This window comes from Sphingomonas sp. AP4-R1 (assembly GCF_013113735.1).
In the GTDB taxonomy this organism is placed as follows: Bacteria; Pseudomonadota; Alphaproteobacteria; order Sphingomonadales; family Sphingomonadaceae; genus Sphingomonas_I.
In genome coordinates, this window is the sequence record NZ_CP053346.1 from 5,055,206 (window position 1) to 5,081,134 (window position 25,929).

At 60.4% G+C, this 25,929-nt stretch carries 27 protein-coding genes, 1 pseudogene and 1 other annotated feature; of the genes and pseudogenes, 13 read left to right on the forward strand and 15 right to left on the reverse strand.

All coding sequences use genetic code 11. The features are described 5' to 3' along the window. The first annotated feature begins 271 nt into the window (after positions 1-271). From HL653_RS22840 to HL653_RS22870, 7 genes are read left to right on the forward strand one after another with little or no spacing between them, the layout of a single operon-like run. Positions 272-1,378 (forward strand): glycosyltransferase, encoded by a 1,107-nt coding sequence (locus HL653_RS22840; RefSeq protein WP_171746530.1) that lies wholly within the window; start codon positions 272-274, stop codon positions 1,376-1,378. Continuing rightward, positions 1,375-2,295 (forward strand): glycosyltransferase family 2 protein, encoded by a 921-nt coding sequence (locus HL653_RS22845; RefSeq protein WP_171746531.1) that lies wholly within the window; start codon positions 1,375-1,377, stop codon positions 2,293-2,295. Before HL653_RS22840 ends, HL653_RS22845 begins: the two co-directional genes overlap by 4 nt. Beyond that, a complete protein-coding gene (locus HL653_RS22850) occupies positions 2,292-3,344 on the forward strand; it encodes a glycosyltransferase (protein WP_171746532.1) in 1,053 nt (350 codons plus the stop codon). The genes HL653_RS22845 and HL653_RS22850 overlap by 4 nt, the downstream gene beginning before the upstream one ends. Beyond that, positions 3,341-4,447 carry an acyl-CoA dehydrogenase family protein gene (locus HL653_RS22855; protein ID WP_171746533.1) on the forward strand — a complete coding sequence of 369 codons (1,107 nt, stop codon included), beginning with the start codon at positions 3,341-3,343 and terminating at the stop codon, positions 4,445-4,447. The genes HL653_RS22850 and HL653_RS22855 overlap by 4 nt, the downstream gene beginning before the upstream one ends. Further along, on the forward strand, positions 4,441-5,109 hold the full coding sequence (locus tag HL653_RS22860) for a PIG-L deacetylase family protein (RefSeq protein WP_253718186.1): 669 nt from the start codon (positions 4,441-4,443) through the stop codon (positions 5,107-5,109). Before HL653_RS22855 ends, HL653_RS22860 begins: the two co-directional genes overlap by 7 nt. Next, entirely contained in the window at positions 5,106-5,687 is a 582-nt protein-coding gene (locus HL653_RS22865; RefSeq protein ID WP_171746534.1) for a class I SAM-dependent methyltransferase, read from the forward strand. The genes HL653_RS22860 and HL653_RS22865 overlap by 4 nt, the downstream gene beginning before the upstream one ends. Then, entirely contained in the window at positions 5,687-6,571 is an 885-nt protein-coding gene (locus tag HL653_RS22870; protein WP_171746535.1) for a glycosyltransferase family 2 protein, read from the forward strand. Before HL653_RS22865 ends, HL653_RS22870 begins: the two co-directional genes overlap by 1 nt. Before the next feature lie 47 nt (positions 6,572-6,618). On the opposite strand, the gene HL653_RS22875 is transcribed toward HL653_RS22870, so the two are convergent. The 4 genes from HL653_RS22875 to HL653_RS22885 form a co-directional block, all read right to left on the reverse strand. After that, on the reverse strand, positions 6,619-8,406 hold the full coding sequence (locus HL653_RS22875) for an ATP-binding cassette domain-containing protein (protein ID WP_216599925.1): 1,788 nt from the start codon (positions 8,404-8,406) through the stop codon (positions 6,619-6,621). A gap of 197 nt (positions 8,407-8,603) precedes the next feature. Continuing rightward, the gene (locus HL653_RS22880; RefSeq protein WP_253717321.1) at positions 8,604-9,323 is read right to left on the reverse strand and encodes a transglutaminase family protein; all 720 of its coding nucleotides are present in this window, start codon (positions 9,321-9,323) and stop codon (positions 8,604-8,606) included. A gap of 38 nt (positions 9,324-9,361) precedes the next feature. Beyond that, on the reverse strand, positions 9,362-9,484 hold the full coding sequence (locus HL653_RS24400) for a transglutaminase N-terminal domain-containing protein (RefSeq protein ID WP_253717323.1): 123 nt from the start codon (positions 9,482-9,484) through the stop codon (positions 9,362-9,364). A gap of 70 nt (positions 9,485-9,554) precedes the next feature. After that, positions 9,555-9,998 carry a PA2169 family four-helix-bundle protein gene (locus HL653_RS22885; RefSeq protein ID WP_171746537.1) on the reverse strand — a complete coding sequence of 148 codons (444 nt, stop codon included), beginning with the start codon at positions 9,996-9,998 and terminating at the stop codon, positions 9,555-9,557. 435 nt (positions 9,999-10,433) lie between these two features. On the opposite strand from HL653_RS22885, the gene HL653_RS22890 reads away from it, so the two are divergent. Then, positions 10,434-11,605, forward strand: a protein-coding gene (locus HL653_RS22890) for an IS3 family transposase (protein WP_171746538.1) whose coding sequence is annotated in 2 segments (ribosomal slippage) — positions 10,434-10,701 and positions 10,701-11,605 — 1,173 coding nt in all. Because the reading frame shifts where the segments join, the coding sequence is not laid out codon by codon here. Between the two features lie 35 nt (positions 11,606-11,640). Here HL653_RS22890 and HL653_RS24405 read toward each other — a convergent pair. After that, positions 11,641-12,369: pseudogene (locus HL653_RS24405) on the reverse strand (transposase); the annotation flags it as partial. 263 nt (positions 12,370-12,632) lie between these two features. Here HL653_RS24405 and HL653_RS22905 point away from each other — a divergent pair. Then, positions 12,633-12,962 carry a hypothetical protein gene (locus HL653_RS22905; protein WP_171746541.1) on the forward strand — a complete coding sequence of 110 codons (330 nt, stop codon included), beginning with the start codon at positions 12,633-12,635 and terminating at the stop codon, positions 12,960-12,962. Positions 12,963-13,109: 147 nt separating this feature from the next. Then, entirely contained in the window at positions 13,110-13,301 is a 192-nt protein-coding gene (locus tag HL653_RS22910; RefSeq protein ID WP_171746542.1) for a hypothetical protein, read from the forward strand. Between the two features lie 1,391 nt (positions 13,302-14,692). Here the strand turns inward: HL653_RS22910 and HL653_RS22915 are convergent. The 5 genes from HL653_RS22915 to HL653_RS22935 form a co-directional block, all read right to left on the reverse strand. Continuing rightward, positions 14,693-15,034 (reverse strand): PEPxxWA-CTERM sorting domain-containing protein, encoded by a 342-nt coding sequence (locus HL653_RS22915; protein WP_253717324.1) that lies wholly within the window; start codon positions 15,032-15,034, stop codon positions 14,693-14,695. 75 nt (positions 15,035-15,109) lie between these two features. Next, a complete protein-coding gene (locus HL653_RS22920) occupies positions 15,110-15,331 on the reverse strand; it encodes a hypothetical protein (protein ID WP_171746543.1) in 222 nt (73 codons plus the stop codon). A gap of 222 nt (positions 15,332-15,553) precedes the next feature. Continuing rightward, positions 15,554-16,770, reverse strand: a protein-coding gene (locus tag HL653_RS22925; RefSeq protein ID WP_171746544.1) for an IS3 family transposase whose coding sequence is annotated in 2 segments (ribosomal slippage) — positions 15,554-16,482 and positions 16,482-16,770 — 1,218 coding nt in all. Because the reading frame shifts where the segments join, the coding sequence is not laid out codon by codon here. Beyond that, positions 16,373-16,489, reverse strand: a sequence feature (AL1L pseudoknot). It overlaps the preceding gene by 117 nt. Before the next feature lie 50 nt (positions 16,771-16,820). Further along, positions 16,821-18,146, reverse strand: coding sequence for a calcium-binding protein (locus tag HL653_RS22930; protein ID WP_171746545.1), 1,326 nt, complete (start codon positions 18,144-18,146; stop codon positions 16,821-16,823). A 2-nt stretch (positions 18,147-18,148) separates the two neighbouring features. After that, positions 18,149-18,529, reverse strand: coding sequence for a hypothetical protein (locus tag HL653_RS22935; protein ID WP_171746546.1), 381 nt, complete (start codon positions 18,527-18,529; stop codon positions 18,149-18,151). A 294-nt stretch (positions 18,530-18,823) separates the two neighbouring features. On the opposite strand from HL653_RS22935, the gene HL653_RS22940 reads away from it, so the two are divergent. After that, a protein-coding gene (locus tag HL653_RS22940) for an IS3 family transposase (protein WP_253717325.1) occupies positions 18,824-19,950 on the forward strand; the annotation gives its coding sequence in 2 pieces (ribosomal slippage) (positions 18,824-19,082 and positions 19,082-19,950; 1,128 coding nt in all). A gap of 1,079 nt (positions 19,951-21,029) precedes the next feature. On the opposite strand, the gene HL653_RS22945 is transcribed toward HL653_RS22940, so the two are convergent. The 5 genes from HL653_RS22945 to groES form a co-directional block, all read right to left on the reverse strand. Continuing rightward, positions 21,030-21,407 carry a hypothetical protein gene (locus HL653_RS22945; protein ID WP_171746548.1) on the reverse strand — a complete coding sequence of 126 codons (378 nt, stop codon included), beginning with the start codon at positions 21,405-21,407 and terminating at the stop codon, positions 21,030-21,032. 133 nt (positions 21,408-21,540) lie between these two features. Next, positions 21,541-21,909 carry a hypothetical protein gene (locus HL653_RS22950; protein WP_171746549.1) on the reverse strand — a complete coding sequence of 123 codons (369 nt, stop codon included), beginning with the start codon at positions 21,907-21,909 and terminating at the stop codon, positions 21,541-21,543. Between the two features lie 63 nt (positions 21,910-21,972). Continuing rightward, a complete protein-coding gene (locus HL653_RS22955) occupies positions 21,973-22,632 on the reverse strand; it encodes a hypothetical protein (protein ID WP_171746550.1) in 660 nt (219 codons plus the stop codon). A 348-nt stretch (positions 22,633-22,980) separates the two neighbouring features. Next, a complete protein-coding gene (gene groL / locus HL653_RS22960) occupies positions 22,981-24,600 on the reverse strand; it encodes a chaperonin GroEL (protein WP_171746551.1) in 1,620 nt (539 codons plus the stop codon). Positions 24,601-24,655: 55 nt separating this feature from the next. Continuing rightward, positions 24,656-24,970: a co-chaperone GroES gene (groES, locus tag HL653_RS22965; protein WP_171746552.1), complete on the reverse strand. Its 315-nt coding sequence runs from the start codon at positions 24,968-24,970 to the stop codon at positions 24,656-24,658. Positions 24,971-25,241: 271 nt separating this feature from the next. Here groES and HL653_RS22970 point away from each other — a divergent pair, with 271 nt between their 5' ends. Next, a complete protein-coding gene (locus tag HL653_RS22970) occupies positions 25,242-25,478 on the forward strand; it encodes a hypothetical protein (protein WP_171746553.1) in 237 nt (78 codons plus the stop codon). Beyond that, a complete protein-coding gene (locus HL653_RS22975) occupies positions 25,475-25,744 on the forward strand; it encodes an usg protein (RefSeq protein WP_171746554.1) in 270 nt (89 codons plus the stop codon). The genes HL653_RS22970 and HL653_RS22975 overlap by 4 nt, the downstream gene beginning before the upstream one ends. Positions 25,745-25,929 lie beyond the last annotated feature (185 nt).

Consider the following 25,929-nt stretch of genomic DNA (forward strand, 5'->3'; position numbering starts at 1 on the left):
CGCGCCACCCGGCCATGGTCATGAGCGTCATATCCCCTTTTTGGCAGGTAAACGCCACCGCCCTTCAGAGCAGGGGCGTTATTCCCGCATTCTCAACTTTGCTTTTTAAATGCTAAAATCAAAACGTGCGTAATTAACTTAAATCAATGCATACGGGGATACTTCGGCATCCGGCTAACCTATAGCCGCGGAAATAAAGTGCTGCGGACGCGTTCATCATCTGCCGAACGCCTATCCCAGCGCGCGCGGCAGCTGGAGGGGACTGTCCGACATGCGGATCGCGATCATCGCACACCTGAAATACGCGATCCGGGAACCCTTTGCCGGCGGCCTTGAAATGCACACGCACATGCTGGCCCGATCGCTGCGGGCGCGTGGTCATGACGTGACGCTCTTCGCATCCACTCAGTCAGACCCCGAGCTTGGCGTCGAAGCGATTTGCGAAGAAACATCGCTTCTGGAGACAGGTGTCGCCGAAGCCAATGATGTGGCGTTCTTCCGCGAGCATCACGCCTATCTGCAGTTGATGACAGAGCTTAGGAGTCGATGCTTCGACGTCATCCATAACAATTCGCTTCATTATCTTCCGGTCAGCATGGCAGAGACGATCGCCACACCAATGGTGACCACGCTCCACACGCCCCCTTTCTGCTGGCTCGAGAGCGGCATCCGCCTCAATCGCGGAGCAATGCGGTACGTGGCGGTCTCGCAGGCAACGGCTGACATGTGGAGCCATGTCGCGGAGGTGCACGACATCGTCCCCAACGGTATCGATCTGCGCCACTTTCCGTACTTCCCTGCCAGCGACGACCTTCCTTATCTGGTGTGGTATGGTCGCATCGTGCCCGAGAAGGGGCTTGACCATGCGATCGATGCTGCTCGGCTGGCCGACATACCGCTGCGGATTGCCGGGCCCGTGTCGGACGCCTGCTATTATAATGAAATGATCCTTCCACGGCTGGGCGGGGAGATCACCCATGTCGGCCACCTCGCACACGACCAACTCGCAGGTCTGGTCGGGAGAGCGAGCGCGGCCTTGTGCACGCCGCGCTGGGAAGAACCTTATGGACTTGTTGTGGCGGAAGCTCTGGCGTGCGGTACACCGGTTGCTGCTTATCGTCGCGGAGGCGTTCCCTCCCTCCTCAATAAAGACTGTGGCGTGCTTGCCCAACCCGACGATGTGGCGTCTCTCGCAGCAGCAGCCATCGCCGCGACCCGGCTCAGTCGTCCGGCTTGCCGCGCCTATGCCGAGCGGCACTGTGACGCTGAACGAATGGTCGATCGATATGAGGCGGTGTATCGGGAGCTTCGTGCGATGCCGTCCTGCGTGAACGACCTGACGGTTGACGCAATGCCCGTCATGGCGAGCGTTGCGTGAGCGTCGAAGTCTGTGTCTGCATACCCGCGCGCAACGAAGCCGATCGTATCGCCACGTTGATCGATGCCTTGGCAATGCAAACCGTCGATAGGCCCTTCGGGGTCGTACTGTGCGTGAACAACAGTAGCGACGACACCGGGGGCGTCGCCCAGCACGCGGCCGCGCGATGCGAGGGACGGTTCACGCTCACCCAGATCGAGTGCTTTTTCGAGCCCCCACTAGCACATGCCGGCTCGGCGCGTCGCGCTGCCATGGAGCTTGGTGCCGAGATGCTCGGAAACACCGGGCTGCTCATCTCAACAGATGCCGATTGCAGGCCCCCTGCCGACTGGATCGCCGCCAATCTTGCGGCCGGTGGATCTGACCGGATCATCGGAGGCCGCATCGAACTGGATGAAGCCGACGCGGATGAATACCCCGCGATCTTTGCTTTCCGGCGGCATTTCGACGCGTACTGGCAGCGCGTGCGCGCGATCGAGGACAGCATCGATCCCTCGCCTTGGGATCCGGCACCCCGCCATGGTGACCATACCGGCGCCAGCCTTGCATTGTCGGTCGAACTCTACCAGCGGTCGGGCGGCGTGCCGCTGCAGCCCAGCGGCGAGGACCGTGCTCTGGTTGAGGCCGCGATCGTGGCGGGGGGCAAGCTCGTTCACCCCCAGACGGTGTGGACGCGCACGTCGGCCCGAACCAGAGGCCGCGCCACAGGCGGTATGGCAGAAGACCTCCAGCGCTGGGCCGACGCCGAAGCGCGCGGGGAGCTGCCAAATGTCCCGCACTTCGACCATTGGGAGGCGCGCGCACTGTGGCGCCGCGATTTTCGACAAGGCCGTGGCACCAAAGCGCTGATGGAAGCCGAGCGCCTCCTACCCGCCATGCCATGCGACATGGCATTGCCGATGGTGAGTGGCTCATGAGCCGGCCGATCGGCTATTATGTCCACCACCATGGCGATGGACACCGCCAGCGCGCGATCGCGATCGGGCAAGCCCTCGAGCATGGCGCGACGTTGCTGGGCACAGGCCTCAAAAATCGAAGCGGCAACCTACCGGTGGTGGATCTGCCGGACGATCGAATGGACGATGGCTTCGCGGGAATCGACCGGGTCGAACGTCCCACCTCGCTCCATTATGCGCCGATCGACCACGAAGGCATCCGACAGCGAACGGCTTTGATCGCCCGATGGATTGCGGAGGAGCGTCCCCAACTGCTTGTCGTCGACGTATCGGTCGAGATTGCGATGCTGGCTCGCCTAGCATCCGCACCGACCGTGTACGTCCGGCTGTCCGGCAAACGGCTGGACGAGCCTCATCTGGATGCTTTCCGAAGCGCGGAGGGCCTGATCGCACCGTTCCATGAGGCGCTCGACGATGACGAAACGCCAGACTGGCTTCGGGAGAAAACCTTCTACGCCCCGCTCATCAACGGCATCGGCGCGGCAGCGGACGAGATCGAAAAGGACGTCGTGCTGGTCGTGCTGGGCCGTGGGGGTGGCGTCAGTGATGGCGATCGCTGGGCGCAGGCGGCGCGCGCGGTGCCGGATCGTCGGTGGCGTGTGGTCGGCGCCTGCACCGTGCCGCCCACCCTGCCGCCTAATCTCGAATTGCGCGGGTGGGTGGATGATGCGGCCTCGTTGATCGGCAGCGCCGGCGTTGTTGTTGGTGCAGCCGGCGACGGCGTCGTGAGCGCCGTTCTCGCGAATAGACGACCCTTCATCTGCCTGCCGGAAACGCGCCCGTTCGATGAACAGATTTCGAAAGCGAAGCGGCTCAATTCGCTTGGTGCGGCCGCCGTCTCGCTGGATTGGCCGCAACCGACTGACTGGCCACAGCTGCTTGCGGATGCGGTCCGAGTGGCTTCGGCGTGGCCGCGCGAACTGGAAACACCAGGCGGGTCCGAACGGGTCGCGCGCTGGCTTGAAGCGTTGGGCCAGCAGGATTCTTTCTCGCGGAGCCGTATTGCATGACCCTGTCCGTCCAACCGCGCTCCGAGCAAGGAGGCGATATCGTTTCGCGACTGACCGAATTGGGCGCACGCTATGATGCCGCGCCCCACTTTCCGGTCGAGAGCCTGCGGGCGCTCCGTAATGCGGGCTATCATCGCCGTTTTGCACCCAGCATCTGTGGCGGCGACGTCTTCACGGATCCCCATACACGCGCCGCGCAGATGGCGCGGGCGCTTCGCGAGGTCGGGCGTGGGGATCTGAGTGTCGGCCGGCTCTTTGAAGGGCATGTCAACGCACTCCAACTGTTCGACTGGTATGCCACGTCGGAACAGCTTGAATGGCTGACCGGCGCCTTGAATGCCGGCGCATGGTTTGGCGTCTGGGCAACCGAGCCACAACCCGGAGTCCGCCTCGAACTCCGGGATCCGCCGACGCTCTCGGGCGAGAAGATGTTTGCCAGCGGCGCGGGCGGCCTCGAGCATGCTCTGGTGACCGCGGCGGTCGACGGCGGTGAGCGACGTCTCGTGATCGTGCCCGCCAACGACACCTGCCGGGCCGACGTGTCGGGATGGCGGGTACGCGGCATGCGCGCGAGCGTCAGTGGTCGGTATTCGCTCGACGGTGTTTCCGTCGATCCGGAGATGCTGCTCGGGGCCTCGGGCGACTATGACCGTGACCCCCGTTTCACCGCGGGAGCCTGGCGTTTCTGCGCCGTCCAGCTCGGCGGAATCGAGGCCTTGATCATCGAAGTGCGCCAATCCATGAGCGACACGGCGCGTGAAGATCCGCTGCAGCGGGCCCGCTTCGCCGAGGCTGTGGTTGCGACGCGCAGCGCGGGTTTCTGGGTCGAGGAAGCGGCCCGTCGCTTCGCAGCCGATGATGAGGACGCCATCGCAATTGCGCGACTGACGCGTGGCGTTGTCGAACAGGCGGGCTTCACCGTGATGGAAGCCGCCGCGCGCATTCTCGGCACGCGCAGCGCCTTCGACGGAGAGCGCGCGGACAAGATCATCCGCGACCTATCGCTTTACCTTCGCCAAGCCGGTCCGGACCACGCGCGCGACGAGGCGGCCAAAGCGCTTCTCGATCGGGATATCTGGCACGGGGACGATCTTTGGTGGTGACGGCCGAGCGTTTGACGCAAAGCCGATGGGCACGGGCGCGATGGTTGATCCTGGCACCGCATCCCGACGACGAAACGCTGGGCGCAGGCGCCCTGATCGCTCATGCCGCGGCAATCGAACGGTTGGGCGGGGTCGTATTCCTGACCGATGGGACGGGCTCGCATCCGGCCGGTACGCCGCGCGTCGCTATGATCCGTCGCCGCGAGGCAGGTCAGGCAATTCGCAGACTGGGTGGCGGCGGCGTCCGCCTCTACTGGCTCGGATGGCGGGACGCCCATCCTCACGATGCCCGCAGCGTCGCTTTTGTCCGGACCGCCAGGATCCTCGGAGCGCTTCTGCGCTCTTGTCGAATTGATGCGATTGCGGTCTCAGACCGGACCGAGGCACATTGCGATCATGTCGCGGCCTTCGAGCTCGCCGAAGGAGCGATGCGGGCAGCAAGGCGTCGTGTGACCCTATTCGCCTATCATGTCTGGAGCGCGAACCCGGCGTCGGTGCGGCGTATCGTGACACCGGTCATGCCGCCCGGTCGGCGACGACATGCGCTGCGCTCGCATCGCAGTCAGATGTCGCCCGTCCTTGGCAACGGCTTTCGATTGCCTTCGGAAAAGTTGCGCATGCCCGGAAATGATACACTCACCTTGAGGAGCCTGCGGCGATGAGCCGATCCAGCCTGAACGCCGCCTATTTCGACGGTATTTTCGAGTCGGACGACGATCCGTGGGATCTGGCAAGCAGCGCCTATGAAGCCGCCAAGTTCAGGCACACGCATGATGCCCTCGCTGGCCGACGTTACGCGCGGGCGCTGGAAATTGGCTGCGCCCACGGGGTGCTGACCGGCCAACTGATCGGCCTGTGCGACACGCTGTTGGCGATCGACATCAGCACCAGGGCCCTGGCGAAAGCGCGCGAACGGGTGGGTGACCGGCCGGGCCTGACGCTGCAACGCATGGCCTTTCCGAGCGAGACGCCCGAGGGTGCGCCGTTCGATCTCGTGATCCTGTCGGAGGTCGCTTATTACTGGAGCATCGCCGATCTCGACCGGGCGGCCGAATGGCTTCGAGATCACATTGCCGCCGGTGGGCGGATCATCCTCGTTCATTATACGGGCGAGACCGACTATCCTCAAACCGGGGACGAAGCCGTGGATGCGCTCTGGACCGAACTGAGCGCAGTTTTTTCGGTCGTGGCTGCCGAGCGCCGCGACACCTATCGGCTCGATCTGTGGGAGAGGAGCTGATGGGCGTTTCCGTCCTGACGATCGTCCGCAATCGTAGCGATCATCTCCAGCAGTTGGTCGAAGGACTGCGCAGGAGTAAGCGGCAGCCCGACGAACTGGTGATCGTGGACATGAGCGACACGCCGGTGGCCGTCGCGTCTGCCGGCTTTCCGATCCGCATCGATCGTTTCGAGACAGACGGCCTGCCGCTCGCCGCCGCTCGCAACAGGGCGGCTGTGCTGGCCCGGTTCGAGAATCTGATCTTCCTTGATGTCGACTGCATCCCGCTCGAACACTGCGTCGGCACCCTGATTGATGCCCTCGCGCATCACGATGCCCTGCTTTGCGCCGACATCCGCTATCTAGGGCCGGATGATGCGCGGGGCATCTGGACCGAAAAGGATTTGATGGCCGCCGGCCGGCATCACCCGGTCCGCACATTCCCGAACGACGGTGTTCGCGAGGAGCTCAATCCGGGCCTGTTCTGGTCTCTTGCCTTCGCGCTGAAGCGCGCCCGCTTTGTCTCACTGGGCGGGTTTGACGAGGCGTTCACAGGCTATGGCGCTGAGGATACCGATTTCGGCTTCCGCGCATCTGAGGCTGGCATGAGGCTGCTATTCGTGGGTCAGGCCATTGCGTGCCATCAGCATCACGACAGTTACGAACCGCCTCTCCAGCACCTCGAGGACATTGTCCGCAACGCCCGCACCTTCCACGCTCGCTGGGGCCGGTGGCCAATGGAGGGATGGCTCCGCGCATTTGCTGACCTTGGATTGGTGCGCTGGCACAAGGATGGGCTTGAGCTTCTTCGGTTTCCGTCAGACGCCGAGAAAGCAGCTGCCAAGGTCCTCCCGGAACAGCCCCTCAATCCACCTACGCGATCATCACCCGAAATGGCGGACTGAGAGCGTTCGATCCGGGCGACCGAGACGCCCTCCCATCGCAGCTCGGATCAGGCAGCTCGTTGCACCATGGGCCCATCGTTAGCCGGCACGGCCAGCCCGCCGTCGCGGGCCAATTCGGCGAACGTGCCGCCGCTGGCCACGAGCTCGTCGAACGTGCCCATCTCGACCATCCGTCCCTGATCCAGCACGATGATCTTGTCGGCCGAGCGGATGGTCGAGAGACGATGTGCGATGACAAAGGTCGTCCGTCCCTCGCGCAGCTGATCAAGGCTTTCCTGCAAGCGCGCCTCTGTGGCTACGTCGAGCGCGCTCGTCGCCTCGTCGAGCAGGAGGATCGGAGCGTCCTTTAACAACGCGCGCGCGATGGCGATCCGCTGCCGCTCGCCGCCAGACAGCCCCTGCCCCCGATCGCCAACGGCAGACGCAAAGCCGCCCTCCTTCCGCATGATGAAGTCATAGGCGCCGGCCACCTTCGCCGCCTGCTCGATCTGATCCATCGACGCATCCGGGTCACCCATCGCGATATTCTCCGCGATCGAGCGATTGAACAGGCCGGCCTCCTGAAACACCACTCCCGTCGACGCACGCAGTGAGGACAAGGTCACCTCGCGAATGTCCTGCCCGTCGATCAGGATGCGTCCCTCATCGGGATCGAACGCCCGCTGAAACAGTCCCAGTGCGGTCGACTTACCCGAGCCGGTCGGCCCCACGATCGCAATGGTCTCGCCGGGCTGAACCTCGAAGCTGAGCTCCTGCACGCGCCCCGACCCGCCGGGATAGCGGAACGAGACATTGTCGAAGCGAATGTGTCCGCGCTTTACCTCCAGCGCCTTCGCGCCGGGCGTCTCCTGTATATGCGAGTCCTCGTCCAATACCGCGAAGAACTGCTCCAGCGCGGGAATTCGCTGGGCCATGCCGACGATGAACCCGGTCAGCTGCTCCAGTCGAGAAATCAACAGCGTGGTGAAGCCTACGAACGTCACCACGTCGCCAATGGTAGCGAGATGATGAGCGACAAGCGTCGATCCGATCCCGAAGATCGAGACGATGGCAATGGAGGAGGCTCCGCGCGTCAGCACAGCGGAGATCGCCCACCAGTTGAGGACCGGATATTGTGCGTGCAGCAGCTCATGCAGCGACGAACGGATCGAACGGAGCTCGCCCGGCACGGCCAGGAAGCTTTGCAGCACCGTGACATTGCCGAAAAGATCGCCGAGCTGACCGGACAGGTCGGTGAACTGATTTTCGACGCGCGCCTGTCCATAGGAGGTCCGTCGCATCACCACGATGTTCACCACCGTATAGGCCACCATGAGAGTAACGAGGACAAGCGCCAGACGCCAGTTGGTGAAGGCCGCAACCGGCAGCAAAGCCAGCAGGATCGCGCCATTCACGATCTGCTCGCGTAACAGCGGCAGCCAGAGCGAGAACAGGTTCTCGCACCCTGAGATCATGATCCGCATCAGGCGCCCCGAACGCGCCTGGAAGTGAAACGCCGGCGGCAGGGCAAGTAGGTGCTCGACATATTTCGCCATGGCGGAAAGCCGGCGGCGGTGGGCCATGCGATCTGCGCCGAGCGAAATCACCATGCCGGCTAGAAAGCCCGTAACGCTGATCGCGCACCACATGGCGACAAACGATAACGGATTAGCGCCCGAGGTGAGCCCGTTTACCGCCTTGCCGAAGAGGACGGGCTCGATCACCTGAAGCAGCGCCACGAGCCCTCCGGCCGAGGCCAAAGCGACCGCTTTGCCGCGCTCGGGGCGCAGTTTCGCGATAGCGCGAAAGAAGACGTGGCTCCGCAGACGCTGCAGAGACGCAATCGATCCAACCATGGAGCTACTCATCTGAGAGACAGTGCACCGGTCCCGCTCTGCGGTTACGCGGTGGCGGCGCTTTTAGCGGATCATGGTTAACCGAAACTTACTTTCGTATGACCGACCGACAGCTCCATTGACCCGGTGGCGGTCATTCGATCTCTTCATGTGCAAGCCTCGGCCCCATTCGGGCCTCATAAAAAATCGAACGGGCCTCAGCGCCGTGCCATGAATCCGACAACGGCGTTTACCACCTTCACCTCGACATTCATTGACAAGATATCCTCGGCAACCCCCAAATATGTTCCAGAAACCGGCATGATCTGGCGATTGAGCCGGGCGAAAGCTACCGGAATGAGATTGGCACCACCCATCCGGCGGTGCGTCGGATCGAATGCGATCCAGCCGGCTCCGGGAAGGTAAATCTCGGCCCATGCGTGCGTTGAGCCAGCATCACCTGCAGGCTGGTCCGGATCGAAGATATAACCCGATACCGCCCGGGCTCCGAACCCAAGATGTCGCGCGGCCTCTATGAACAGTGCGGCGATATCGCGACATGACCCATTGCCCCGGTCCAGCGTCTGTGAGGGAGCCTGTGTGCCTTCCTCGTCGCGCACCCGGTACGTGACGTCGGCCAGCACGCCCCCATTCAGATCTTTCAGGAGTGCCAGGGTGTCGGTCTGCCCCCGCATGACGAAGGCGCTCGCCCACTCGCTGACCCGCTCACCGCCCGCCCTCCGCCAATCCGGCTGCGCCAGCGCGCCAAGATCGATGATGTCATCGAGAGAATAGGTGAACGGATATTGGTGAGCGGCAGGGTCAACCGCAAAGACCGGCCATTCGGGGGCAGTGATCTCGACGGTCGCTTCACGGGTAATCGTTAGGGAGCAAGATGGCTCAGGGAAACGAGCCGTTCCAATCAGATTGCCGAACACGTCCACGGTCCAGCAAATTTCTGCGGCAGGCTCACATGCTAAGACCGATCGAGGACCCTGAGTTCGCCGCTCTCTCGCGGTGTCACGATCAGGGTATGCGGTTGGAGCGTGACGGGCCGAGCGTAGCAATAAGCCGTACGGTGGCTGATCGTAAGCTTCATGCACGCCCCACCACCAGAGAAACGGACGAGCGCGAATGACCGGCGCCCTTTCGAGCACCGGTTTCGGGGTTCAGGCCAAGCTGTGCTTGAGCGCGCTCATTTGATCGTGGCCCTGCCGAACCGTGACGAACGTCTCACGGATAACCCCAATGGCCGCAGGCGATAGGTCATTATCGCCCAACGCCTTCTCGAACTTGGCCTTTATATGATCCTCGCCGCGTTCGACTTCGGCAACGATGGCTTTGTCGTCATTGGAGGTGAAGGCCTGCTTCAGATCCAGGAAGGTGCGATGCGCCGCAGCAAGAAAACTACTGTCGGTCTCAGGTGTGCCCCCAAGCCGGGTCACTTCCGCCTGCAGGGCGCGAGCAGCCTCACCGCGATCGCGCGCGAAATCGGCAAACATGGTGGCGAACCGCGTGCTTTCCGCATCCTTGGCGGCGTCCTCATAACCCTTCATGCTGTCGAGGGTCGTCTTGGTCAGATCGTTCAGGACCGAGATGTCATGGTCGCTCATGCTACTATCCTTGTTGGGAGTTGCTTGAACGACGGGCGGACGCCTTTGGGCCCGCGCAAATTTCGGGGCTGGCCCTAATCAAACAAGAACGGCCGATCTAGCCCGTGCCCCCTGCACCGTCTGCGCTTTTCTCAATGGTCCAATCTGACGAGTTCTGCCGCAGCGGCATTGCGTGCGGGGACTTCCCCGTGGTTGGAGTAATTCCTACGATGAGTTGATCGAAACCACACACGTCGCGATCCAAGCAGTATGGGCCGAAGGCTGGCCCATCGGAAAAGAGACACCATATGCGCGAAAGCAATCCCGCCGGCCCGTCGGTTTTGACGCGGATGCAAACCAATGTTCTTGCCACCGCAGAGCGACACCTGGTCTGCCTTGGAAAATCCGGTCCATTTCTGAAGAGAGCCCGCGAGGGTATCTGGAATGGAGAATGGCATGGGACGTCAGCGATTTACGCCGGAGCAGATCATCGCGAAGCTGAGTGAGGTGGATGTACTCGTCGGCCGGGGTTCGACGGCCGTCGAGGCTTGCCGGCAGATCGGCATTGCCGAGCAGACACTGTATCGATGGCGTAAGGAATATGGCGGACTGAAGGTCGATCAGGCTCGCCGGATGAAGGATCTGGAGCGCGAGAATGCGCGGTTGAAGAAGCTCGTCGCAGATCTCGCGCTCGACAAGGCGATCCTCCAGGAGGCGTCCAAGCTAAATTTCTGAGCCCCTCCCGTCGCCGCGAGGCGATCGAGCAGGTCCGTCGCGTGTTGCCCGTATCGGAGCGGCGGACTTGCCGGGTGCTTGGCCAGCCCCGCTCGACGCAGCGCCACCCACCGAGGGACGATGCAGACGAGCAGCGGCTGACCGCCGACATCATCGCGCTGGCGACGGACTATGGTCGGTATGGCTATCGTCGGATCCATGCTCTGCTCGGCAATTCCGGCTGGCAAGTCAGCCTGTCGGTGGTCGAGCGGATCTGGCGGCGGGAGGGTTTGAAGGTTCCCAAACGGCAGCCGAAACGCCGCCGTCTCTGGCTGGGCGACGGGTCGTGCATCCGCCTTCGCCCCCAACATCGCGGGCATTTCTGGTCCTATGATTTCGTCGAGGATCAGACCCACAACGGACGCAAATTCCGAATGCTCAACATCATCGACGAGTTCAGCAGAGAGCGCCTGGCCATGGTGCCATTGCGGCGCTTCCGGTCGAACGACGTCATCGACGTGCTGGCCGATCTGTTCATCGAACATGGGCCGCCTCAGCATATCCGGTCCGATAACGGCCCAGAATTCGTCGCTCACGCCGTCCAGGGCTGGCTCGGCAGGCTGGGCGTCACCACCCTCTATATCGAGCCGGGCAGCCCGTGGGAAAACGGCTATATCGAAAGCTTCAACGCTCGCCTGCGTGACGAGCTGCTCAACGGTGAGATCTTCTATTGCCTCGAGGAGGTCCGCTGCGTCACCAACTGGTGGCGCGACCATTACAACCGAGCGCGGCCGCACAGCAGTCTGGGCTACCGCCCGCCCGCGCCAGAAACGACGATGATGCCAGCGTGGCCGCTCGGCTCCGCTGCGCTCCGCCTCCCGCCCACGCTGGCATCGGAGGCGCGTATCAACTAACTATACAACCGGACCGGACATCGCGGGCAGTCCACCAGACATTCCCGACTGTGCTCATCGATCACCGTCAGCATCCGGAACGCCTTGCCGTCGTGAGTGCGGTCGGCAACAAAGTCGTAGCTCCAGACATGGCCACGATAGTGCGGCCGAAGCCGCACGCATGATCCGTCGTTCAGCCATAAACGACCCCGCTTGGGCTGCCGCTGCGGTACTTTTAGCCCCTCCCGACGCCAGATGCTCGACCCGTTTGGCATTCACCGTCCATCCCTCGCTTCGAAGCAAGGCTGTGATCCGGCGATACCCATAGCGCCCGTAGATCGCTGCCAAGCGAACGATAGCCGCCGTCAGGCGCATCTCGTCGGACCGTGGCTTAGCCGGCTTGCGCTGGGTCGAGCGGTGCTGTCCGATCACCCGACATGCGCGACGTTCGGATACACCGAGCGCCGCACATGCATGGTCGACCCCAGCACGGCGTCGCGAGGGGCTTAGAACTTTCCCTCGATCACCTCCTTCAGGATCAGCGCATCCAGCGTCAGGTTCGACACCGCCTTGCGAAGCCGGGCGTTCTCCTTCTCCAGCGCCTTCATCCGCGACGCCTGCGTCACCTTCAGGCCGCCATATTCACGCCGCCACCGGTAATAGCTCTGCTCCGATATGCTCAGCCCGCGACAAATCGCGCCAACCTTCTCGCCTTGGCTCAGCCGGACATCGGCTTCGCGCAGCATCCCGATGATCTGCTCCGCTGTGTAAGTCTTCCGTGCCATTCCTCGCTCCTTCCAAGCGCAAAATAGCCGGTTCTCTCTCTACCAATACGGACCACTTCTCAGGGGCAAGGCCACCCGCCGCGTCGGCTCTGACCGCCTTTGGAATTGTCGGCAGTTCGGTGGTATCGGATGGTGAGATGAGAAAAACGTTGCGGGACGGAGCGTCAACCGCATCCTAAAAGTTTGAGAAAGGATCAGCCATACGAGTATTTATGCTCGGCGGCCAATCCGAGATAATAAATCAAATCGGAGCAGGATCGTAAATGGCTGTATCGAAGTGCGAGCATGATTACGCTTGTCGAAATATTTCAAAATGTCTCGATATTGTTTTACGAGGACATCAAGACATTCGAACGGACTTGTCACTCGGCGCAATGGCAGGTCTGATATTTTTATGTGATAGTTACTTCGAAGGCGAAGCCCTCATATTATGGCAGAGCATTCACGAGCGCCTTTCGCGCAAATGCGATCCGACGTTCGGGGTCTATGGTGCCAGCATCAAAACCATGCGGATCGAAACCGCGCTGGAGATCGTCAGCGATCTGAGGAAGTTAGAACTGCTAATAGGCGGGCCGACGCGCGGGGGCTCCTGAAAGCGCGGGCAGCGGGGTTAATCGCCGCCTCGACTACCCGTCCGAGCGGCTGGGGCTTTTCGTTCACACTAACTAAATGATAACGTCTGCACCCCAAACGATCGGGCGAATGTGAATTGCTGAGGAACGACGGTGTTAGACGGTAGCATGGAAGCGCTCTACCGGATGATTTTCTTGATCACCGTTTCCATGGTGGCGCTGACAGCGGTCGGCTGGATGCTCGTCAAAATTCACGTGCTGCGTTCTCGAAAAGAAATTACTCTCTGGGCCTTGGTCACTCTCACGCCAGCCGTGATTGGATGGATAGCTCTATTTAAAAGAGTTATGTCCACCCCTTGATCAGAGACGGTTCGGGCGCTCGCTTTCATACCATCGATGATAGCTTTGAAATCAAAGGGCGATTGACCGCCAGCAATCGCGAGCGCATTGTCGAAAGCGGAAGATTAGCCACCTTCCAGTCTCCATTGGTTGGGTAAACTGGTGCTCGGGTCGGAAACGGTCCGAGCAATTTTTCGCATCCTTTTTGCGCCGCCGCGCCAGCCTATCCTCTGCCTGACAACGCATCGCAACGGACTATCTCAAACTGGTTGAAATACGTTCGATAATATCAATGATGGACGTGCCGACGTAATTTCCTGCGGCGGTAGCTTGGTTGCCCGGCCGTTCCCCCATGACGGCCGGGCATTTGCCCAGTCATTTGCAGCGTTGACGATGCTCGTGGAATGATCATCACGAGCTTCCGTCTGCTGGACACCTCATCCTACTCTCCACACATCGTTCATCCACCTTTTTACCCACAGGCCCGCACGAGCGCATCCCAATTGCCCCCTGTTTGTTCTAATATGGGTGGATGCCCGATTCTTCGCCACCTTCTGACCGTCCGATCCTGCTGACCGCTTCGCAGGTGCGCTTTGAGATCAGGTTTGCGCTTGGGCAGGCTGGCGCCTCGGCCTATGCGGATATTGCCTCAAAATCGCCCGCTAGGCGGCTGTCAGGCCTCGATCGGTTGTCGAAGCTTGTCAGCGACCGTTTTATTAATTTAAGCGTCTACGGGCCCCTACCGCTCGGTTCTCATGCCCGGCCGGAATGAGGGTCAGCGACCATGCCACGCGATCGTCGGTGCCACGATCTGCGAGAGAATGTCAGAGCATCGCGGAAGCGGTTGGCGATGGATTTTCGATCGTCATATATTGTCGGGCCAAAGGGTGCGCGCATCGTGTCGTAACGCCCGCCAGACCGCTGTTCGCATTATTCAACGCGCGTGGATGGGCAACGGACTGGACGAGCGCCAAGACGCACATGAAGTGTCGGGAATGCGGATCGAAATACAACGCAATGGCGGCCACAGACGACGGTCTTACCGCCGATCCCGCCATTGGCCCGCAATCGGGAAAGGAATATCGGGAACTGGTCCAGAAGTTGCGAAACAAGTGATCCGCAACCCCGCTTGAAAACGGCTATCGATGTTATAAATGGCTGAAAATGTCCGATTCTTCTTCCTCAAACCGGCCGACAAGCGGTCAGATTGCCGCCGAGATTAGAACCGCTCTGGATCGGTCCGCCCGCTCATTGTTCGCCGATGCGGCTGGATCGAACGCCACGAAGCGACAAGCCGCTCTGACGATTTTGACTGAGATGATCGTTCGCAGGATCGATCTTCTCGAAAGCGGTGAAAACGATCCTACTGGCGGGTGATCGGAGGCCCGATCTTTCACGAGCCTCCCAACCGTTTACGCAAACGCTACACTGATATTTTGGCGCTTACGGCGCATCGATCCGCCGATCAAGCCGAAGCCTCCGATGAACATCGCCCACGTGGCGGGTTCAGGGACCGCTGACAGGTTGGTGACCGTCACAGCGGGACGAGAAACTATTGATTGAACCGTCCCATTCACGAAGGGACTGAAAAATAATGCTGTGGTCGGGAAGATCGCATCAGAAAATCCATTTGTCGCCGACGTGCTGTCGAGGATGGACCCATTGCCGTATTGGCCGAATTGCATGGTGGAGAAGTTGTTAGCCGAGTTAACGACGAAAGTGATCGCGTCGTTATCGCTGAAATTTGATACCAACAAAGTTGCCGAGATATATCCTGCCTTTATCTCGAATGACCCAGTCCGACAAGAATAGTCAAATAAGCCTATGTCTTAAGTCGCATAGTCCGACGTGGATGAGGCAAGCTTCACGAACGAGTTGTCGAAAATAAAACTCGCTTGCGTCGTATCTCCAACTTTAATTCCAGTGGCGCCTTGATCATTAACTTGGACAACCGGCCCAATCCAGTCATACTGCCAGCGGGTCGCATCCGCTGATCCAGCCACCATCGCAGCGGCCAACGCAGCCGTAGCCATCGCATTCAAACGCTTCATCACTCGTTCCCCCATCGTCGCGATCCCGATGCGAGATCACTTACGAGTTGCAAAGGCGGGAGAATGGCTGAAATCGTCGGATTTCGACGGATCAAGGAGCCGTCGGAAGGATCAATGTGGGAGCGGACAACGCCGCCCCCACTTTAGTGCCCTGCCGTCTCAAACGAATGTCCAATCGGACACTGAACCGCGCCGGGTCTGCCGGAGGCGTTGGGTTATGAGTCACGCTGCCATATCGAGGTTGTCCGCGGCAGCATAATATTGCTCTTCGGCTTCGGCAGGCGGGATGTTGCCGATGGGTTCGAGCAGCCGACGATGGTTGAACCAGTCGACCCATTCGAGCGTGGCGTACTCGACGGCTTCGAAGCTGCGCCACGGTCCACGCCTATGGATCACCTCGGTCTTGTAGAGGCCGTTGATCGTCTCGGCCAAAGCGTTGTCGTAGCTGTCCCCGACGCTGCCGACGGAAGGTTCGATCCCGGCTTCGGCGAGGCGCTCGGTATACTTGATGGACACGTATTGCGACCCACGGTCGCTATGATGGATGAGGCCGCCACGATGGGCCGGCCGGCGATCATGCAGCGCCTGTTCGAGAGCATCGAGGACGAAGCTGGCATGGGCCGTTCTGCTCGCCCGCCACCCCACGATCCGCCTGGCGTAAGTGTCGATAACGAAGGCGACGTAGACGAAGCCCGCCCAGGTCGCGACGTAGGTGAAGTCCGACACCCACAGCATGTTCGGCGCTGGCGCGTAGAACTTGCGATTGACGTGATCGAGCGGGCACGGCGTAGCCTGGTCGCTGACCGTCGTGCCCCGGATTACACCTGCCAAACCCATCTCGCGCATCAACCGCGCGACCGTACAGCGGGCGACCGGAAAGCCCTCCCGCATCATCTGCCGCCAGACCTTGCGTACGCCGTAGACCGCGAAGTTCTCGGCAAATACGCGCGCGATCTCTGGCTTCAAGGCGACATCCCGCTGCGCCCGCGTCGACAGGCGTGTCGGGTCCTGCCGCTGCGCGACGCGCTCGTGATAGGTGGATGGGGCGATCGGCAGAACGCGGCAGATCGGCTCGACCCCATAGGCATCGCGGTGATCGTCAATGAAAGCGATCATCGCCGGAACGGGCGGTCGAGCTCCGCCTGCGCAAAATATGCCGACGCCTTGCGGAGAATCTCGTTGGCCTGCCGTAGCTCACGGACCTCGCGCTCCAGCGCCTTCACCTTGTCGGCAACCTCGGTCGGGACGCCCGCCCGCTTACCGCTGTTCACCTCGGCCTTCTTCACCCACTCCAGCAGCGTGTGCCCTGAACAACCAATCTTCTCGGCAATGGATATGATCGCTGCCCATCGTGACGGGTGATCGCGCTCGTGATCCAGCACCATCCGTACCGCTCGCTCGCGGACCTCAGGTGCAAACTTGTTCGTCGTCTTGCTCATACGGGCTCCACCTTCTCAGGAGTTGGAGCCTCCGGCAAACCCGGCGCGGTTCAGATCGGCAGGTTTACACCCGCACTATAAAATTCTGCATCGGTATATGAATCACCGAAATATGCGCGACCGCCCGTTACATCTTTGATGACGATACTATCTCCTGTGGACTTTAGAACGATAGCCAGATCACCCATAAGCGTATCTCTAGAAACATACTCCACACTACCTGATATTTCTTGCTCTATGACCTGAGCATCCCAATGCACCGTCACGTCGCTCAGGGATATTCCGTTCATTTTGAGTTGAAGCCAACCCTGCCAATCGATGGTGTCATGTCCATCGCCCGCCGAGAAATCGACCGCCGTGTAACCTTTCACAACAATCCTGTCGTTGCCAGCCCCGCCGGTCACAGAGGCATAATCATCGGTTCCCGCGTTGATCTCGATCACGTCGTCACCGGAACCACCCTCCACAACGACACCCGCTGCTGCGGTTGCGGTGATGTGATCGTTGCCGACGCCGCCGAAAAGCTGGTCTGCGCCGCCCGCGCCACCATCGATGTAATCATTACCATCGCCGCCCTCGATCACATCATCGTTGATGCCGCCGTAGAGGTGATCGTCTCCCTTTCCGCCATACAGGTAGCCATCACCATCTCCGCCATAGATGTAGTCGTTCCCAGCCCCGCCTCTGATAGTGTCGATCCCGCCAAAACCGAAAGCGAGCATACTTTCAGTGCGCGCCGAAATATCGATATCGTTATCGACCGAATTTTGGCCGAAACGGGCGATCTCGACGGTGTGACCATCGGTGTAGCTGATGCTGGGATCGAACGACGCCTCTAAACCGCCCGCTTCTCGTTGGGCGTTGTAGCTGATCCGATGATTGGCCACCCCTAGTTGGTCAGCAATGACGTTTTCGAGATCGACGGCGCTTCCCGCATAATTGTAGTTGGCGACGTTCATCGTAGCATCGCTGGCGAAGCCGTTTCCATCGTTCACCGGGTCTTGCGTCCCACGGATCAGGTGCCCAAGCTCGTGGCCAAGGATCACTCGCTCATCGGCATTCACCCACCGACCATCGGCGGTCATAAACTGCTGGGTAGAGAATGCCTGAAAATCGATTCCGAGGTAAGGGTCAGCAACCCCAGACCATGCAATCCCAGTTGCTGCACTGGCAGCAATTTTTAGGATCATACCGTTCGCGGTCGCGGTTTCAAGCATGGCGCGACCATCGGCAGAATTATCGTAGAGCGATCTCAACTGGGCCACGATAGTCAGTCGCTGCTCTTCAGTGAATGCGCTGCTGTTTGGATCAGCGCCATCGAACGTGCCATTATATCCGTAAAAAATGATTTGAGATTCGATGTCTGAAAATGCCATATTTACCCCCTAATCGGCTCAAGTTTAATCAACTCGGATTGCGAACGGCCATCGATCTTCTGATAGATATCGCCATTCTTTGATTTCCTGATTTGCCGACAGATCGCCTGAGAAGATCGCTTCGATACGCACAGCCGCCCACCCTCGACCCGATAAGTTCCGGGAATTGGTGCGAGATCGCTATTAAGCTGGTATGTAACCCCATCCGCGAAGAACATCTCCGACATCGGAGGGATCGTTTTTCCGCTCAAAATGAAGTGTCCGACGACAAGCCGCTTAATTTCAGCATCGATTAACAGCCTGTTATTCGAAGGTTTAGCAACTGCACCGCATGTCATAACGGACGCGCAACATACTGCGAGCATCACACTGGTGATCTTCATCTCACGATCCTTGGCTTTGATCTTGGATATGTAGCGCTGGTTAACAATTTTAAGAAATTGTAGATTGCCGATCTCTTAACCAGCGATACCGGTTCGGAATGAAGCAAACCGCCCCCTTAGCGTCCGAGACAGGGCATTGGAGACAGGATCAACTCCGACGCCTGCAAAGTGACAAACTGCCCTCGTTTGTCGCTCGCCACCCCCAAAGCTGTGTTTTGCCGTTCTAATGGCGGTGACGTGCTCCCCTGAAACTCCGCCAGTCTGAGCTAGAGTCCTTCATTGAGGAGGACGAAGATGAAGCGCAGCAGGTTTAGCGAGGAGCAGATCATAGCGATCCTGCGAGAGCAGGAGGCTGGGTCGACGACGGCGGACGTATGCCGCAAGCATGGCGTGAGCAGCGCGACCTTCTACAAGTGGAAGGCGACCTATGGCGGCATGGATGTGTCGCAGGCGCGCAAGCTGAAGGTGCTGGAGGACGAGAACGCGCGGCTGAAGCGCTTGCTGGCCGATGCCATGCTCGACAATGCGGTGCTGAAAGAGGTTGCCTCAAAAAACTGGTGAGGCCTGCCGCTTGCCGGAGGGCTGTCGAGGATGTTCGGCAGACCTTCGGCATCAGCGAGCGTCGGGCCTGTGCCATCCTCAGCGTGGATAGGTCGTCGATGCGCTATGCGCATCGGCGTAGTGATGATGGCGACCTGCGGTCGCGTCTTCGCGAGATCGCGCTTGAGCGTCGTCGGTTCGGCTACCGGCGGCTGGGGATCATGCTGGCCTGTGAAGGCATCGTGATGAACCACAAGAAGCTGCTGCGGCTGTATCGCGAGGAGAACCTGCGCGTGCGGCGTCGCCGGGGCCGGAAGCGAGCGATGGGAACGCGGGCACCGATGACGCTGCCGCAAGGGCCGAACCAGCGGTGGAGCCTGGACTTCGTCAGCGACACGCTGGTGTGCAGCAGGCGTATCCGCATCCTTGCCGTCGTCGACGACTTCACACGCGAGAACCTCGCGCTGGTCGTCGATACGTCGCTGTCGGGCGCTCGTGTTGCTCGCGAGCTCGATGCTATCATCGCCGTGCGCGGCAGACCGCTGATGATCGTGAGCGACAACGGCACCGAGCTGACCAGTCTGGCGATCCTACGCTGGGCACAGGACCGGCAGATCGAGTGGCATTACATCGCGCCGGGCAAGCCGCAGCAGAACGGCTACGTCGAGAGCTTCAATGGTCGCTTGCGCGACGAATGTTTGAACGAGACGCTGTTCGCGTCGTTGAGCCATGCTCGCTCGGTGCTGAGCAACTGGCGCGACGACTACAACAACGTGCGGCCGCATAGCGGTATAGGCGGGCTAACGCCCGCCGATGCTGCCAGGCGCGTTGCGCAACCCCACCCGTCAGGGCATCCTGACAACCCCGGACTCTACTTATGAGTGGATGAGTTTTGGGGAGCACGTCACTTCGGGACGGCGCTTCTGTCGATGATTATCCGGATGGACCTGTCCTGATGTCGCTGATTGAGGATGCGGGCTCCACATCTGCTTGCTTACGAAAAAAGCAATCGTTCCGACCTTTACGATCTTGAAGCAACTGTTGCAGCAATGCTTCGGTTGCCGATTGCTCCTCTAATCAATTCAAACTAAAAATAATATTGCCTAACGTAGTGGGGCCGGTGGATGGATGCTCGTGGGGAGACCTCATCCACCGTTTCTACTGTTTCATCTCGAATCGGTGACGCAACGATGTCGAGAATAATTTCCCCAGCACTCACTGATTTAATTTGTCGCCAAAGCCGCAGCAACCCGAGCGAAGAACAAGGCTGCGAAGAACGGTTGAGAAATAGTCCGGATCGGACTATTCCGATGTAGTTCGTCCACAATGGATGAATCGGGGGCGGACGATTAGGGATAGTCCGCCCCTGTCTCTGCCATTTTCGCTTCAAACTGATCGCCCGCAATTGCATTCATCTACCGTTCACCGCGATGAACGCGCTGAATGCGGAGCCGTAACCTTTGCTTTGGTCGGTAAGATGGGGCGGCTCCGCTTTTAACCGCCAGCCCGTCGGCGCAGAAAATTCGCAACAGTATTCTTATCCTCGACAGGCAACCCTCCGTCATAGACACGCCCGCTTTTCACTACATCGAGGTATCCGGCCCGGCCATCTGGGAAGATGTGCATTGCCCCCATCCCAGACAGTAGGCGAACGGTTCCCAGACCAGAGGCAGGATCGAACACAATCGATTCAACGATGCTTTGAATGGCGGCCTTGACCCAGTTCCAGCCGTTCACGGCGCGATTGCCCACGCCGGAAAGCGGACATCGGTTCAGGTGATACGTGCCCGCCTATCTGCGGGCCAGCGAGATCGCCGGGAAGGGCAAGGTTTGGGACGAAGCTGTCGTTCACGCTTGATCGGCTGAATGACGGCTATTGTTGAAATCGGACGTCGCTAAGAGACTCATCACTGAGCGATGGTGTGCAGGACGGGGAGAACGAGGACTTAATCACCGGGCATTAGCGCTGGGCAACGGATAGCGCATAGCTTGCCCTCTCATGTCGCCGAGCAGCGTTACGCATCAGGTGGACTTCGATCAGATAATCGTTGGTCGCGGGAGCCACGAAATCATATCTGTCACCTTGGACTAATCCGACAAACATTGCCGTCTTCGCCCCAGATGCGGTCACATTCATATAGTTCGAACGATTGTTGGCCCGAAGATTAATCGAGACCCATTGCCCAGCTAGAACGCTCAGGACATAAGTTTTGCTAGCGTAGGCTTGGATCGTGCCAGCCACGACTTTAGGCTTGCCCTCGGCCAGCGCGATCCGATCTGTACGCGCCTGAGCATATAACACGACGGGTGCGACCAAGCCGACCGCACAGGCCAGCACGGCGCGAAACCTCAGAACCGCCTCTGTCCGGGATCGACCTTGTCGCAGGTGCCGGAAAAGTCCTGCCCGGTGCCCCTGATGGTGATTTCACCGGTCTGGCGGTCGATCCTTATCTTAGGCTTGTTGAGCCCGTTCAGTCGATAGCTGGCGCGTATTTCGTTGGCGCCCACGATCGATCGTCGAGCTGCCACCAATGCTGGTGATCGCCGCCCGAGTTGAGGGGGGGAATCAGTTTCTCCGGCAGGCGGATGCGGCCGTCATTGCCGTAAATCTGGAGGGTTACCGCAGACGAAAAGCCCTGCATCTCCGTCTGCACGCCGCTGCGCGTCCGATATTTATTGTCGTATCGATCCCACTCCAGCGTGTTCACATAGCCCGATCCGAGCTTCTCGCCCTGACCCGAGCAGATCAGGTTGATTGCATCGCCGGGTTCAGCCTGCGCCACAGCCGGCGCCGCGACCAGTACGGCCATTGCCGTCGCCATCAAGATTGCCGCGCGCACCGCTATTCTCCCGCATCTTCGCCCGCAGGATGTCAGAGCTGCCCGAGATAGGCCAGCCTTCACTTAGTGGACGACAATCGCCGCGAGCACGAACAGGACGATGCTGTAGAAGGTAGCGACGCAGGCGTCGCCGGCACCGACAAAGAATGAAACTCGCAATTTGCGGGCGAACCAGCGGGCTTGAGTGGCGAAATACCACAGGACGCCCGCCCCAATCACTACGGCCGAGATGATACGGGCACCCGCGAGAGGCAGGTTCGGAGCCAGCGTGCCTACCCCTAGCATCAAAGCGAAAGGGGCCGCCGTGTAGCATTGCCCGTAAAAGGGGCGGCGCAGGCTGGCATGGGTCAACCGCGTGCGCTGGCGTTGCAGCAAGCGGACCGCCATCATCAGCGGGAACAGGCTGAACAGCAGCAACCTGAGCGCCAGCAGCGCCAAGTCGCTGTCGACGAGAGATGCCAGCCCGTGCGTGTCGGACAGCAGCGGGTTGCGCGATGCCGTCGCGACTTCAAGGCCATGCGAAATGAGCAATGTCAGGAAGAGGAAGAGAGGCGGACGGATCGCATCATCATATTGCTCGTCCGGCCGATCAGACACTTCGCGATCGGCATAGTCCATCATCTTCTGGGGCCGGACGACCGTACGCCATAGGGTTATCGGATAGAAAATCAGCCAGCTCATGACGCTGTAAAGCGCCTCATCGAGTGACTCGATGATCTTCATGAAATCCATACGTGCAGCTTCGCGCGTGCGGCTCAGCCTGTCGAGTGGGTTACACTTGGGTGATCGAGAGACGTCCGGAACTGGCTGAAGGCGAAAGGCAGCTTGACGGTTCTCCAGTGGCTGCTTTTGTCCGTAGCGACCATCCATCGGAGCACGACCGAACGTCCCCAGTTGGTAGCGGGAAGGCGGGACGTGGTTTTGTCATCCTCGTAAAGCGGCCGGGTAAATGGTATCTAAGGCCGCCGGGCTCCCCGTGACCGAATAATCGTGGGGTGTTTGAAATAGGGGTTTCACGAAGTCACTTGGTCCCCCCTAGGCAGGAGGCCCGGCTGCCCGGGCCTCCCCCAATCAATAATCCATCGCCGGCATAGGCGCGGATTTCTCCTCCTTGGGAAGCTCTGCGACGAGCGCCTCCGTCGTGATAAGCAGCGAGGCGACCGACGCGGCGTCCTGGAGTGCGGTGCGCACGACCTTGGCCGGGTCGATCACGCCCGCCTGGACCAGGTCTTGATACTCAGCGGTGACTGCATTGAAGCCCCAGTTATAGTCGGAGCTTTCGAGCAGTTTGCCGACTATATAGGCGCCATCCTCGCCGGCATTTTCGGCGATCTGCCGTGCCGGCGCGCGCAGCGCCCGACGGATGATGTCAATACCGGACTGCTGGTCGTCATTGGCGGCCTTAAGCCCATCGAGCGCGTTGATCGCACGCAGTAGCGCGATGCCGCCGCCCGGCAGGATACCTTCTTCGACCGCAGCCCGCGTCGCATGGAGCGCGTCGTCGACGCGGTCCTTCTTCTCCTTGACCTCGACCTCGGTTGCGCCGCCGACGCGGATCACCGCGACACCGCCAGCGAGCTTGGCGACACGCTCTTGCAGCTTCTCACGGTCATAGTCGGATGTCGTGGTCTCGATCTGCTGGCGGAGTTGCGCGACGCGACTATCGATATCGGTCTTCTGCCCGACACCGTCGATGATAGTCGTATTATCCTTGTCGATCGTCACCTTCTTGGCGCGGCCGAGCATGTTGACCGTGACATTCTCAAGCTTGATGCCGAGATCCTCGGAGACCACATTGCCGCCGGTCAGAATCGCGATATCCTCCAGCATCGCCTTGCGGCGATCGCCGAAGCCAGGTGCTTTGACCGCAGCGATCTTGAGCCCGCCGCGCAGCTTGTTGACGACCAGCGTGGCGAGGGCCTCACCCTCGACATCCTCGGCGATGATCAGCAGCGGCTGACCGGACTGGACGACCTTCTCGAGCAGGGGCACGAGCGCCTGCAGGTTCGAGAGCTTCTTCTCGTGGATGAGAATGTAAGGATCGTCGAGCTCGACCTTGAGCTTCTCGGCATTGGTGATGAAGTAGGGCGACAGATAGCCCCGGTCGAACTGCATGCCCTCGACCGTCTCGAGCTCGGTCTCGAGGCTCTTCGCCTCTTCGACCGTGATCACGCCTTCGTTGCCGACCTTCTCCATCGCTTCCGCCAGGATGCGCCCAACCTCCTCGTCGCCGTTAGCGGAGATGGTCGCGACCTGCGCGATCTCACTGTTGGCGCCGACCTTCTTGGCGTGGGCTTCGAGGTCCCTGACCACCGTGCCGACCGCAAGGTCGATGCCGCGCTTGACGTCCATCGGGTTCATGCCGGCTGCGACGGCCTTCGAGCCCTCGCGCACGATCGCCTGGGCGAGAACGGTTGCGGTAGTGGTGCCGTCGCCGGCCTTGTCGTTTTGCTTGTTGGCGACCTCCCGCAGCATCTGCGCACCCATATTCTCGAACTTGTCGGCTAGTTCGATTTCCTTGGCGACGGTTACGCCGTCCTTGGTGATGCGGGGAGCCCCGAAGCTCTTTTCGATGACGACGTTGCGGCCCTTGGGCCCCAGCGTCACCTTCACCGCGTTCGCGAGGGTGTCGACGCCGCGCAGCATCCGGTCACGCGCGTCAGACGCAAACTTCACTTCCTTTGCAGCCATCGCTGCTACTCCTTTCTATGTCCTTCCTGAATGTTCGAGGGATAAGGGCGGTCGATCAGGCCGCCTGCTTGAGAGGCACGACATTGTCGATCACGCCGAGGATATCGCTCTCCTTCATTATGAGCAGATTCTCCCCGCCAATCTTGACCTCGGTGCCCGACCACTTGCCGAACAAGATGCGGTCGCCGGACTTGACGGAAAGCTCGACGAGTTGGCCGCTATCGTCGCGGACACCCGGGCCAACGGCGACGATCTCACCCTCCTGCGGCTTTTCCTTGGCGGTGTCGGGAATGATGATGCCGCCCGAGGTCTTTCCCTCGGCTTCGATGCGGCGGACGACCACACGGTCGTGCAAGGGGCGGAAATGCATGCATAACCTCCAGATGCAAAACAGATTGTGATGTCCCCGCCGTCCATCTGAACGACAGGTTTGCGTGAACTAGGAAAAGAGATTTTCAGGTTCAAGAGAGCGAAAGAAATTTTTCGGCATTCATCTCTCCAGAGTGCCAATCCAGCACTTTTCAGTAACATGCGATGACATCATGCCTCTTGACGCGAATCGGATCAGCACCAAAATCTTGAGCCGCTTGCGGCACCGCACGCAATGAGAAAGGAGCGACACAAGGAAAGGAGCCACGGCCATGTCGCAGCCATTTTCCCGTTTCTTGCACCCCTTCGACGTTGCGCACCATCCGAACCTTGAGCCGGAAGTCAAACGCGCCATCCTCGCCTCCTGGGCGTCCGACCACTCCGCGGTGAAGGACCGGCCGGCGATGCGAAAGCCGCCCGGCGCCAAGCGCGCCGTTCCGATCGATGAGGTGTTCGCCGCCATGCGATCGCTCGATGAACCGCGGACTGACGGCCGACCGCTGCAATGAGCGATCGCGGCTTCATCGCGCAGCTGGAGGGCTACGGCCTCACCACAGCCGAGATCCATTACTACCGGCCCGATGCGCCATCGCTTCTCCAGCTGTTCATATGGCAGGAATATGATCTTGCGCCCGATTTCCCCGTGCTGTTCGATTTCCTCGACCATTGGCGGCGCGAGATCGAGGCTGCGCTCCATTCGGTCCGGATCGCCCATGGCCGGCTGGTCGGACCTACCGAATGGCGCGCGGTCTCTGGCATCATCCCGCTCTCATGACAGGCGGTCTTGGCGAGCGCTGGCGCCGGCGAGGCGGACGGACGGTCCGCTGAGCCCGCCCTGGTTGGTTGCGCGCGGCACCGGCTCGATCACGGCGCGCGCATCTGGCGATAGCGCGCTCAACGCGCTCAGTCGGGTTTGGTTATCGTTGGCGGATGGCCCGGAACCGAAGTCCCGGGCCAGAT